Below are 12,621 nucleotides of genomic sequence, written 5' to 3'. Positions count from 1 at the left end.
GGCGTCATGGGGTGAAGGACTGCGGTTGCCGACGCCACGCGCGGTGCTGCCGTCCCTGAACCCCGGTCGGTGGGGCAGTCGGTGGGGCATGGGACGGTCAGGAAGCGCTGGAGGCGTTCCTTCATCTACCGCGGCAGCAGGACCACCAACCGTCCATGGAGAGCGTCGGCTCGGGCTGCCGCCCCAGAGACCCAGGATGCAGGGCGGCCTGAGTGTGTGTGCCGGGGCCTTGGAGCGCCACTTTATATATAGGAGTAGATTCCATCCGTGCAGGATCGCCACCCTGCTCCTGTCTAGCCCGGATATATCCCGCCACGGATGGGTGTACCTCCTCCGGGGTGCGGGTAAGTGGCGTCGGCGCAGGACGCAGACGGCTCACGGGCCGATCCCTAGGACGGGGGGGCTGACCTAGAAGCCCGTGTGGGGCGGTTGTAGGCCTTCCAGGGAGTGCCGGGCATCTCAGGTACACAGGCCCCGTAATAGACACAGAGGGCCATGGATTCCTCGCTGGCCGGAACCCAGAGCCACGCTGGCTCCGGTGTGACTTTTGCCCCGCAGTGCGTTCCTGCCTCCCGGGGTTCCGTCGCCATGCGCTTTCGCTGCCGTCACGGGGTCGACTATCGGTGCGTAATGCACTCCGGAGAATGGGCACTCCGAGCCTCCTCAACCCCTTGCAGCCTCCGTTATAACCCGCCCCATCCACCAACTGTGACGAAGGTCATATCGACAACCCTGACTAACCGGTTTCGATGAATCCTGGCAATCACAGACGACTTATTGCCGGATTTAGGTGAAACCTAATAGCCGAGGTTATAAATGGTTTTTGCCTATGGTTCGACCGGTTTGAATGATCTCACCTGTGATGCGCCTGCCTGAGGGTTTCGGAAGTGATACCCCTCGATAACGGATCAATAACGAGTGAGCGCAACGGCTACGGCTAGACATTCCCCGATATGGTTTCGTAACCTGATTGAGACCTTGCGGGGTCGGGGAGAAAAAGAACTCAGGTTCTCGCCTCGATCCAGAGCAAAAGAAACAATAGAAAATGTCTAATCGCGAATCCGTGATCTGAACAAAATCCCACTCAAGGATCAAACACAGAACACGGCGCGAGCCGGGGAACCACCGCGTTCCTGGGGTGAATTCTCCACGAGGATCCGATCAGCCGTCAACCGCGCTGATCCGGATGGACTGGGGATAGGGGCCTTCCGCTCCGAATCCGACAGCTAACCCGGCAGACCAACAGGAAGATTTGGAGTTTCATCACATGGGCAAGCACCGTCGCAGCAATCCAAGGGTTACCCGCAACGCCGCAGCTGTTTCCGCAGTTGCACTTGGCGCCACCGCCGTCATCACCAACCCCGCTCAGGCTGCTGAGGTTGTCATCCCCAACACCGGTTTCTCCGTTGAGGTCGCCGGCATCGAGAACACCCCGGGCCTGAACAACGTTCCGGGTATCGATCAGTGGATCCCTTCCCTGTCCAGCCAGGCTGCACCTGCCGCCTATGCAGCTGTCGTCGAGGCACCTGCTGCCGTGCAGGCCGTCCCTGCACAGAGCAACGGCCAGGCCATCGTGGATGCCGCACGCTCCAAGATCGGCGCTCCCTACGGCTGGGGTGCCACCGGCCCGAACGCCTTCGACTGCTCCGGTCTGACCTCCTGGGCCTACAGCCAGGTGGGCAAGTCCATCCCACGTACCTCCCAGGCCCAGGCCGCACAGGGTACCCCGGTGGCCTACTCCAACCTCCAGGCCGGTGACATCGTCGCCTTCTACTCCGGTGCCACCCACGTGGGCATCTACTCCGGTCACGGAACCGTCATCCACGCGCTGAACAGCTCCACCCCGCTGTCCGAGCATTCCCTGGACTACATGCCGTTCCACTCCGCGGTCCGTTTCTAGGATCCAACGCATACTGAACCCGGTCGATTCCGACCGGGTTTTCTGCATTTCCGCCCCGCCGTGCACCTGTGAGCAAACCGCCGTCTACCCACCCTCCAGCAGGCTGGGTGTGCTGTAACCAACGCCACCGGTTTGATTAACTCTTTACCAGCATATTGCAGTAAAGTTATAGATCCGTAATGGTTTAACGGTGCGGGGGATATCGCACCGCAAGGAGGTCAAGACATGGGTAGACGTCGCTGGGTCACGCTGGTTCTACCTGGTCTGTTCGTGGCATCTCTCCTCACTTCTCCGGGCATCGTCCACGCGCAGGAGATGGATGATCTCATCGCTGAGATGGAACAGGTCTCCCAGGAGGTCTCCGCCCGCAACGAGGAGGTCAAGACCACCGAGCTGGACATCCAGCTGCGGGAGGATTCGATCAGCCAGCTGCGGGACCGGCAGGAGGCCTATCGTCGTCAGGCTGAGGAGGCGGCCGTGACCGCCGAGGCCCACCGCGGGGATCTCAGACGCATTGCCCAGACGAGGTACCGGGGGACCGTCGTTGATCCTCTCACCGTGGCCATCTCCGGGGAGAACCCCCAGCACGCCATCGACCGCGTCAGCTATCTCAACTCCCTGACCCGGAACACCTCCGACATCATCGAGGGGCTCACCACCGCCACCGACGAGGCCGCCGAGAATCTCGGTGAGGTCAACCGTCTGAAGGCCGAGGCGGATTTCCAGCTCGGACAGCTGCGGATGCAGCTACAGGAGCAGATCCGGGACCGGGAGGAACTGGACCTGAAGAAAGAGGAGATCCAACTGCGGGTGGACAACCTCACCGAGGAGTTACGCCAGCAGTGGGTGGAGAAGAATGACCCCGTGGCCATCGATGTGGCCGATTTCGCCGCCACCTCGGGCGGTGCGGTGCAGGCCGCTCTGTCCAAACTCGGTGCCCCCTATGGGTGGGGATCGGTCGGGCCCGATCAGTTCGACTGCTCCGGGCTGATCTACTGGGCGTTCCAGCAGCAGGGCAAGACCCTGCCGCGTACCTCCCAGGCGCAGATGGAGGGTGGCACACCGGTGGAGCGCGACGAGCTCCAGCCCGGGGATGTCATCGGGTACTATCCCGGTGCAACCCACGTCGGGCTCTACATCGGTGATGGCAAGATCGTGCACGCCTCGGACTACGGGATTCCGGTTCAGGTGGTATCTGTTGATTCGGCACCGTTTTACGGCGCCCGTCGTTACTAACAGTTACTAACAGTTATTAGCGACTACTAACAGCTACCAACACCCGACACCGGTCAGGAGGCCTGCCGTGACTGCCGGCAGCAGACGAAGAACCCTTGTTGTCACCAATGACTTTCCTCCCACGGTCGGTGGAATCCAGTCCTATGTCCGTGACTTTCTGGCCACCCAGGACCCGGATCTGATCACCGTGTTCGCCTCCACCCAGGATGCTTCGGCAGCCACCTCCTTCGATGCCTCCCTGGACTATGAAGTGATCCGCTGGCCCCGCACCGTCATGCTGCCCACCCCCACCACCGCGCATGCGATGGGGGAGATCATCCGTGCCCGCGGGATCGACAATGTCTGGTTCGGTGCCGCCGCACCGCTGGCCCTCATGGCGCCCCAGGCACGCGCGGCTGGTGCCACGAGGATCATCGCCTCCACGCATGGGCACGAGGTGGGGTGGTCGATGACCCCGGGGGCCCGCCAGATGCTGCGCCGCATCGGGGAGCACGCCGACGTGGTCACCTACATCTCCGATTACACGTTGCGGCGTTTCCGCACCGCCTTCGGTTCCCACCCACAGTTCGTGCACCTGCCCTCCGGTGTGGACACGGACCTCTACCGGCCTGCCACCGCGCAGGAACGGGCACACACCAGAACACGGTGGGGTTTCGGGCCGGATACTCCCGTGATCACGTGCATCTCCCGTCTGGTGCCCAGGAAGGGCCAGGACAAACTCATCGAGGCGATGCCCACGGTGCTCCGGAAGCACCCGGATGCGGTGCTGGTCATCGTCGGCGCCGGCAGGATCGAACAACGCCTGCGGTCCATGGCGCAACCCCTCGGTGATTCCGTCCGGTTCGCCGGACGTCTGGACCATGCGGAGATGGTGTCGCTCCTGGCGGCCTCCGACATCTTCGCCATGCCGGCCAGGACCCGCGGCGGGGGACTTGATGTGGAGGGCCTGGGCATCGTCTACCTCGAGGCGCAGGCCTGTGGTGTACCGGTGATCGCCGGGCAATCCGGTGGGGCGCCGGAGACGGTGACGCCGGCAACCGGTCTGGTGGTGGATGGTCGGGACGTCGACAAGCTCGCTGCGGCGGTGGCCGGTCTGCTGTCCGACGCCGACACGCACGCCACCATGGGGGCGGCCGGGCGCCGACATGTTGAGGAGGCCTGGACCTGGGATGTCATGGGGGCGCGCCTGACGGAAATACTCTCCTGAGAAACCGTGGGGCCTGCACAATGATGGGACCATGTGGGGCCCTGGCTATACTTTGAGGGTTATTTCCAGTTTTCCAGATGGTGAGGCGTAGAGCAGATGTCACAAGACCCGGGCCGTTTCGCGGTCGGCTTCGACATTGGCGGAACCAACATGCGCGCCGGCCTGATCTCAGGATCGGGCGAGATCATCCGCCAGGTGTCCGCACCCACCCCGGCAACCGCCGGCGAGCTGGACTCCGGGATCGTGGAGCTGGTGCGCGCGCTGGGGGAGGATCACCCCATCGACGCGGTCGGCATGGCCGTGGCGGGCTTCCTCGACCCGGCCTGTGAAACCGTCCGTTTCGCCCCCCACCTGCCGTGGCGCGATGCACCTGTGCGCGCCCACCTGGAGGGCCTGCTCGGATTGCCGGTCCGTCTGGAGCACGACGCCAACTCCGCGGCCTGGGGTGAATACCGTTTCGGCGGTGCCCAGGGGGCGGACAACTGGGTGCTGCTGGCGATCGGCACCGGTATCGGTGCGGCGCTGATCGTCGACGGGGAGATCTACCGCGGCGCGCACGGAACCGCGCCCGAGTTCGGTCACCTCCGCGTCGTGCCGGACGGTCGTCCCTGTCCGTGCGGTAAGTCCGGCTGCCTGGAACGGTACTGCTCGGGTACCGCACTGGTGGATTCCGCCCTGGAATTCTCCACCCGCGGCGGGTTCGGTGACAGCGTCCTGCTGGAGGCGATCCGCCGTGACCCGACGGGCCTGAAGGGCGACATGATCACCCGGGCCGCCCGTGACCGCGATCCGCTCGGCGTCGCGGTGATGGAGGACTTCAGCCTCTGGCTGGGGGAATGCCTGTCCATGGTGGCTGATGTGCTGGATCCGGAGCTCATCGTCATCGGGGGTGGCGTGTCCCGGGATGCCGACATCTACCTGGAGACCGCCGTCGCGCATTTCGCTGGACGCATCGTCGGTGCTGGTTACCGCCCCCTCGCGCGCGTCGGGACCGCCCAGCTGGGCGCGGACGCCGGCATGATTGGGGTGGCGGACCTCGCCCGCCAGGCGGTCGCGGCACCCTGACAAGCATGCTTGTCGACGCAACCCCCGCGGGTCCACGACTCGCGGAACCATATCCACGGCAAAAAGTGTGCGGTGCAGTAGTCTGAGAACTCGTTGGCAGGGGAATGCGCTGTAGTTCACAGCCTCCCGGAAAAAATGCGGAAAGGTACGTCATACGCCGTGAAGAACAAATGGTACTGGGTTTTCAAGAACATCCTCGTCGGCCCGTTTCTCCGCGTATACAACCGCCCCGAGATCGAGGGCCTGGAGCACATCCCCGATTCCGGTCCCGCCATCCTGGCATCCAACCACCAGGCGGTGATGGATTCCCTCTACTTCCCCCTGATGTGCCCACGTCAGATGGTCTTCCCCGCCAAGGCCGAGTACTTCACCGGCCCCGGTCTCAAGGGCCGGTTCCAGAAGTGGTTCGTCTCCTCGGTGGGACAGGTGCCCCTGGATCGCACCGCCGGCGATGCACTGGATTCACTCCGGTCCACCGCCAGGAAGGTCCTCGACGCGGGTGACCTCTTCGCCATCTACCCGGAGGGAACCCGTTCACCCGACGGCCGGATCTACCGGGGCAAGGCCGGCATGGCTGTCGTGGCCCTGGAAACCGGCATCCAGATCATTCCGGTCGCCATGATCGGCAGCCGTGATGCCAACCCGATCGGAACCATCTTCCCCCGCCCGAGGAAGGTCCGGATGCGGGTGGGCGAACCCATCGATCCGGTTGCCTACGTCACCGGGCAGGGACTGTCCCGCGATGACCGCGATGCAGCCCGTGTGCTCACCGACCACGTCATGCACGTGTTGTCGGAGCTGACCGGGCAGCCGTATGTGGATGTCTACGCCCAGGATGTTAAGAAGTCGCTGGCGGCCGGTAAGGGTTATCCCGAGGGGGCCCAGCCCTGACCCAGATACTGACCCCGGTCGGTGTGGGGCCCGGTTGTGTGTCATCTGGGGCCATCCGGACCTGTGTTTCGCCCGGTGTGTTCTTTGTCCCGGGCAGGCGGTGGGGTACTCTGAAGCCGTTGTGGAATCAGTGGAACAAGCATGATTCCCGTGAGATGTGGCCCCAGCCCGCACCACAGTCGAGTTTTTCCCGATAGGTATTCTCGGTGGGGTTGAGCCGCCGAGGAGCGCATTGTAGTTGAATAATTCAGGGAATAACCCAGGCATCACCGCCCGCCCGGCGATCACCGCACCGACCGGCAAGACCCGGATGGATTGGCCCGATGTGGCCAAGGGGCTGTCGATCCTCGGTGTGGTGATTCTTCATGTCACCCTGGCTATTCCCGGCGCGGAGCACACCTTCGTGGCGGAACTCAACCACATCCTCGATCCCCTCCGCATGCCCCTGTTCTTCCTGGTGTCCGGGTTCTTCTCCGTGAAGGTCCTGACCATGACCTTCGAGCAGCTGTTCAAACGCCGCCTGTGGTTCTTCCTGGTCCCGTACCTGGTGTGGACACCCATCGAGTTGTACACCAGCCGCCTCGAGGGAGTCATCTTCCATGGGCACGTTATGCCGGACTGGTTCTACTACGTGGCCAAGGTGGCTGACAGCACCAATATGTACTGGTTCCTGTACTTCCTGGTGTGGTTCAATCTGCTGCTGTGGGGCACCCGGAAGTTGCCTGCGTGGATGATCGTGACGCTGGTGATGGTGGTGCCCTGGCTGTTCATGCCCATGTTCGGTGACAGTGAACTGCTGCGCAGGACCATCATCTATCTGCCCGCGTTTTTCATCGGTGCCTATTTCCGGCCCCTGATCACCCGTTTTGCGGAAGCAGCCGACCGGCCGAAGGCTGTGGTCCTGGCGGTGGCGGCCTATGTGGCGGGCCTCGGTATCGCCGCGGTCGAGGAGGTGCTGACCACCCGTGTCCCGGGCCCCACCCAGCTGTGGTTCATCGGGTTCAAGGATGAGATCGCCATCCTGCTGGGCGGAGAGCTCTCCGCCTTCGCCCTCGGGCATATCTCCGGCACGCTGATCCGGTTGCTGTCTCTACCCGCGGGTGTGGTCCTGGCGGTCTGGTTGTCCAGGGCGATCCCGGTGGCCCGCGTACTGAAATTCCTGGGCCGTCACACGCTGGTGATCTACATCGGGCACGCCCTCGGTCTGACCCTGTTGTTCGGGTTCACGGTGCGCGAGACCCTCATGGTCATCGACCCTGATTCCCCCAACCCGATGCACTGGACCGGCACCTGGATGATCATCGCCTTCACTCTGGGCATGGCGGGTGCGTATCTCCTCCACCTGCTCACCAGGGTTCCACTTCTGAAATGGACCCTGGCCCCACCCAGGCTTCCGGAGTCGCGTCCCGGGGAGCGGGTGGACACCCCGCCGGCCTCCCGTCTCACGTTGAACAATCGCACCCTTCCCCGGGCGTAGGATCTCCAGCCCACAGGGGAGAACAAGCTCCGCAGATAGACAACCACCCCGGACATCGACGATGTCCGGGGTGGTTGTCTGCGTTCCGGGGTCTAGTGGGTGGACCGCCCGCTCCGGGCTGCCGTGACCACCAGCAGAAGACCGATGACAGCCGGGGCGATGGTCAGGGGTTCCACCAGGAGGTAGCTTCCGGCCAGGCCCACGTGGTCGAACATCTCACGGTGGTTGAGGGGGAAGTGGGTGTCATAGGGCACCTGCACCGGCACCCAGTTGACCAGGGCCACAAAAGCCCAGAGGAAGGCGGCGAACACGCGGCCCCGCGCCACCAGGAGCACCACCAGGGGAATGAGCAGGACCCACATGTAGGCATACACCGTGGGCAGGGCGATCGCCGGCCAGGCGAGGGCGATGGTGGTGGACAGGGTGAGATCACCCATGGCATGGGTCCGGTACACAGCCCAGGCACCCACCGCGAGAGCGATGACCGCCCAGATGATCATGATGATCGGGGAGTCGCTGATCCACCGGGCCAGGAAGCCGGCGAGTGAGGCATTGTCCGCACCATCGTGGACGGTGGTCTGGACGTCGATAAGCGTGGAACGCCCGGAAGGCGCGAGCAGCCAGCCCGCCACCCACAGCACCACCGCGGTGATGGCGGCGGTGACCGCGGCGCGCACCCGTCGCTGTATGAACAGCGCGACGATGATCAACACCGGCCAGCCCGTGAGCCCGGCGGTCAGACCCGTCAGCAGACCGCGGGGGAGGACGGAGCGGGGGGCGACCAGGTCGGTGAGGATGAGGGCGAGAACCACCAGCGTCAGGGAACCCATCTGCAGTGCGGACTGCACCGGCTCGGAGAGCAGCGCGATGGTCAGGGCGACGGCGATGGTGAAGGCGGTGGGGACCCGGTTGGCCAGCCGCTGGACAATCACCACGGCACACCAGATGAGGGACACGATGTTGAGGGCACCGATCACCCACAGCGCCACCAGATTGTCGGTGCGCAGGGGTTCGGTGACCAGATAACCGAAGCTGGTCAGATCGAGGCCATCGAGGACCGCCCGGGGATACTGGATGAGACGGACATTGCCGTTCTCCCCCTTGTACCAGGCGTTGATGGCCAGGTAGGCGGACACGACCAGCAGGGTGACGGTGAGCGCCGGGTTGACCCCCCGCGCGTCGGCGGTGGGGGCCTTGTCGACGGATGCCTTGCCCGTTCCGAACACCCGCGGATTGACCAGACAGACGATCACCGTCGCGATGGCGACCACGACATACGAACTGCCCGACGGGTGTAGGAGCAGGGGCCACGCCGGAGCAGCCTCGGAATCAAACGGCATGTTCCAGAAGGTGGGGATGAGCATCGGGACGGTGGTGACCAGCGCCATCGTCAGGGAGGTGGCCGCGGTACGTGGTGCGGAATCACGCTGGGACCATGCACTCGCCGCGAAACCGAGGGTGATCGGGATCAACCACACCCAGTGGTGGGACCAGGACACCGGGGAGCACAACAGGGCGATCAGCGAGTTGAGCAGCACCGTGCCGTGCACCGATCCCGCCCTGAACACGCGGACCATGGCGATGGTGACACCGATCAGCACGAGGACGACCGAGGCCATCCAGATCAGTTCCACCACGTCCTGGTTCTCGTGCATGAGGCGACTGAGCATGCCACGGATCGACTGGTTGGTGATGTAGGACAGGTTGCCGATACGGCTGGGGTCGCTGAGCGTCTCGGTCCAGTACTGCACGGAACTGGATGGCAGCAGGGCAAAAGCGAGGAGGGTGAAACCCACACCCGAGATGATCGAGGTGATGGCACCCTTCCAGTCCCGCTTCACCAGGAAATACAGTCCGAAGACCGCCGGGGTGAGTTTGATGGCGGCGGCCAGGCCGATCCAGAAACCCCGGGGCAACCAGGGCTTGCGGGTAAAGGTGTCCATGAGCACCAGGGTCATGAGCAGGATGTTGATCTGACCGAACTGGAGGGTCTGGTTCACCGGCTCGGTGAACAGTGCGGTGGGGAGGATGAGCAGGGCGAACAGACGGGAATCATAGGTGGAGATCCCCCGGATCACGCGTCGCAGCACAATGGCGATGCACCACCACATCAGCACCGCGGAGAGCAGGGTGAGCAGCACCCCCATGGTGCTGCTGGGCACCAGCAGGAGAGGGGTGAACACCACCGTGGCGATCGGCGGGTAGGTGAACGGGAGCTGAATGCCGCCCACCACATAGTCCTGCTCATAGAGGTTGAGGCCGTCGAGGAAGGCCTGTGCGCCCGCACGGTAGACATCGGAATCGATGTGATAGAAGAAGATGAAGGATTCAATGGCGCGGACATTGAACACCACCGGCCACAGTGCTGCGGCGGTGGCGATGGACGCCGCCCAGATCAGCGCCAGGCGCAGACGCCGGTTCCTGATCCAGGACGCGCCGGGATCCGCCTCCGGGGAGGTGTCAGTCGGGGAGGAACCAGTCCGCGTGGAACCGGTGGGAGGGGGAGTGGGGAGCCTGGTGACATCGGCTTGGTCGCCGTGGGAAACGTGATCGCCTTGCATTCTCATGAATTCTAGTGGGTGGATGACAGGTTGCCCTAAGTGCGTCGGAAGCATCCCACCCGTTTGTGTCCCCATCCCCGATGTGGCCCGCCCGGCGGTCCCCCTCCGATCGGGCCCGGGCCGGTTGCCCGCATCCGGTGTCCGCGGGGTTACGATTGGGAGCGGAAAACACCATCGAGCAGTGAGGGGCCACGGTTACCGTGCGCTATTTTTATGACACCGAGTTCATCGAGGATGGACGCACGATTGAGCTGGTCTCCATCGGCATCGTCGCAGAGGACGGCCGGGAATACTATGCGGTATCCACCGGGTTCGACGGGAGCAGAGCCAACAACTGGGTGAGGAACAACGTGCTCAACCAGTTGCCCAACCCCTCATCCGGGGTGTGGCGTTCCCGCGACACCATCCGGGATGAGGTGTTTGATTTCCTCACCAGCGGTGCCGGGAAGACGGAGCTCTGGGCCTGGGTGGGGGCTTATGATCATGTGCTGCTCGCGCAGCTGTGGGGTGATATGACGGCGCTGCCCCGTGAGCTTCCCCGCTACACCAGGGAACTCAAGCAGTACTGGGAGATGGCGGGGCGCCCGAGGTTGCCGGAGATCCCCGACGGCAATCACGACGCGCTTGTCGACGCCCGCCACAACCTCGCCAAGTTCCGGGTCTGCATGCAGGCTCTGCCCCTGGGGGCGGACAACTGGGTGGAGGACTGACCGGCCCGGGCGTGCCGACGGGTGCTTATCGACGCGGTTCCCCCGAGTAATAAGCCTGGTATATCACACACCTTTTCATGCAAAAGGTCTCGGCCGTGCTATGAATATGGGTGTGAGTTGGACAGTTGATATCCCCAAGGAAGTTCTCCCGGATCTGCCACCCCTGCCCGAGGGCATGGATGAGCAGTTCCAGGACACCATCGCCCGAGACGCCAAGCAGCAGCCCACGTGGGACCGTGCCCAGGCCGACAATGTGCGCCGCATCCTCGAATCGGTGCCTCCGATCGTGGTGGCGCCCGAGGTCATCGAGCTGAAGAAGAAGCTCGCTGATGTGGCCAACGGCAAGGCATTCCTGCTCCAGGGCGGTGACTGTGCAGAGACCTTCGAGTCCAACACCGAGCCCCACATCCGGGCCAACATCAAGACCCTCCTCCAGATGGCTGTGGTTCTCACCTATGGTGCGTCCACGCCGGTCATCAAGATGGCGCGTATCGCCGGTCAGTACGCCAAGCCGCGTTCCTCCGATCTGGATGCCAACGGTCTGCCCAACTACCGCGGTGACATTGTCAACGGTGTGGAGGCAACCCCGGAGGCGCGTCGTCACGATCCCGCCCGAATGATCCGCGCCTACGCGAACTCCTCCGCCGCCATGAACCTGGTCCGCGCCCTGACCAGCTCCGGCACCGCCAACCTCTACCGTCTCAGCGACTGGAACCGCGAGTTCGTCGCCAACTCCCCGGCCGGAGCCCGCTATGAGGCTCTCGCCCGGGAGATCGACTCGGGTCTGCGCTTCATGGAGGCCTGTGGCGTGTCCGACGAGTCCCTGCGCACCGCTGAGATCTACTGCTCCCATGAGGCTCTCCTCGTGGACTATGAGCGGTCCATGCTGCGCCTGGGTGAGGACGAGAACGGTGAGCAGGCTCTCTACGATCTCTCCGCGCATCAGCTGTGGATCGGTGAGCGCACCCGTGGCATGGATGATTTCCATGTGAATTTCGCCGCCATGGTCGCCAACCCGGTGGGCATCAAGATCGGCCCGGGCATCACGCCCGAGGAGGCGGTGGCCTACGCCGACAAGCTGGACCCCAACTTCGAACCCGGTCGCCTCACCATGGTGGCCCGCATGGGTCACGACAAGGTCCGGTCCGTGCTCCCCGGTGTCATCCAGGCTGTGGAGGCCTCCGGGCACAAGGTCATCTGGCAGTCCGACCCCATGCACGGCAACACCTTCACCGCCTCCAACGGGTACAAGACCCGTCATTTCGACAAGGTCATCGATGAGGTGCAGGGATTCTTCGAGGTCCACCGCGCACTGGGCACCCACCCGGGTGGCATCCACATCGAATTCACCGGTGAGGATGTCACCGAGTGCCTCGGTGGCGCCGAGGACATCACCGATGTGGATCTGCCGGGTCGTTATGAATCAGCCTGCGATCCCCGTCTGAACACCCAGCAGTCCCTCGAACTGTCCTTCCTCGTGGCGGAGATGCTGCGCAACTAGGTCAGGTTCTCTAGATCCAACTCCTTCCGGTCCACAGACCGGGGTGACAGGGGGCGGGGGGGGGGGGGGGGGG

General features: G+C 63.9%; 9 protein-coding genes and 1 riboswitch. Of the genes, 8 read left to right on the top strand and 1 reads right to left on the bottom strand.

Annotated elements, in window-relative coordinates:
• Window positions 1-1,078: 1,078 nt before the first annotated feature.
• Window positions 1,079-1,255, top strand: a riboswitch (cyclic di-AMP (ydaO/yuaA leader).
• A 12-nt stretch (window positions 1,256-1,267) separates the two neighbouring features.
• The 6 genes from H9627_RS01250 to H9627_RS01225 all read left to right on the top strand — a co-directional run bounded on the left by H9627_RS01250 (window position 1,268) and on the right by H9627_RS01225 (window position 7,776).
• Complete coding sequence (locus H9627_RS01250) at window positions 1,268-1,900, top strand: C40 family peptidase (RefSeq protein WP_191732210.1); 633 nt, start codon at window positions 1,268-1,270, stop codon at window positions 1,898-1,900.
• Window positions 1,901-2,125: 225 nt separating this feature from the next.
• Entirely contained in the window at window positions 2,126-3,136 is a 1,011-nt protein-coding gene (locus tag H9627_RS01245) for an NlpC/P60 family protein (protein ID WP_191732209.1), read from the top strand.
• A 67-nt stretch (window positions 3,137-3,203) separates the two neighbouring features.
• Window positions 3,204-4,343 carry a glycosyltransferase family 4 protein gene (locus tag H9627_RS01240; RefSeq protein ID WP_191732208.1) on the top strand — a complete coding sequence of 380 codons (1,140 nt, stop codon included), beginning with the start codon at window positions 3,204-3,206 and terminating at the stop codon, window positions 4,341-4,343.
• A gap of 96 nt (window positions 4,344-4,439) precedes the next feature.
• Window positions 4,440-5,408 carry an ROK family protein gene (locus H9627_RS01235; RefSeq protein WP_191732207.1) on the top strand — a complete coding sequence of 323 codons (969 nt, stop codon included), beginning with the start codon at window positions 4,440-4,442 and terminating at the stop codon, window positions 5,406-5,408.
• Window positions 5,409-5,567: 159 nt separating this feature from the next.
• Window positions 5,568-6,299: a lysophospholipid acyltransferase family protein gene (locus tag H9627_RS01230; protein ID WP_191732206.1), complete on the top strand. Its 732-nt coding sequence runs from the start codon at window positions 5,568-5,570 to the stop codon at window positions 6,297-6,299.
• 238 nt (window positions 6,300-6,537) lie between these two features.
• Window positions 6,538-7,776: an acyltransferase family protein gene (locus H9627_RS01225; RefSeq protein ID WP_191732205.1), complete on the top strand. Its 1,239-nt coding sequence runs from the start codon at window positions 6,538-6,540 to the stop codon at window positions 7,774-7,776.
• Window positions 7,777-7,868: 92 nt separating this feature from the next.
• On the opposite strand, the gene H9627_RS01220 is transcribed toward H9627_RS01225, so the two are convergent.
• Entirely contained in the window at window positions 7,869-10,337 is a 2,469-nt protein-coding gene (locus H9627_RS01220) for a glycosyltransferase 87 family protein (protein WP_225213336.1), read from the bottom strand.
• A gap of 200 nt (window positions 10,338-10,537) precedes the next feature.
• Here H9627_RS01220 and H9627_RS01215 point away from each other — a divergent pair, with 200 nt between their 5' ends.
• Window positions 10,538-11,047, top strand: a complete 510-nt coding sequence (locus tag H9627_RS01215) for a polyadenylate-specific 3'-exoribonuclease AS (RefSeq protein WP_191732203.1) — start codon at window positions 10,538-10,540, stop codon at window positions 11,045-11,047.
• A 112-nt stretch (window positions 11,048-11,159) separates the two neighbouring features.
• A complete protein-coding gene (locus H9627_RS01210; protein WP_191732202.1) occupies window positions 11,160-12,548 on the top strand; it encodes a class II 3-deoxy-7-phosphoheptulonate synthase in 1,389 nt (462 codons plus the stop codon).
• The last annotated feature ends 73 nt before the right edge of the window (window positions 12,549-12,621 follow it).

This window comes from Corynebacterium gallinarum (assembly GCF_014837045.1).
Lineage (GTDB): Bacteria > Actinomycetota > Actinomycetes > Mycobacteriales > Mycobacteriaceae > Corynebacterium > Corynebacterium gallinarum.
The sequence above is the reverse complement of the archived record's forward strand: the minus strand, read 5'-3'. Positions and strand labels throughout refer to the sequence as shown.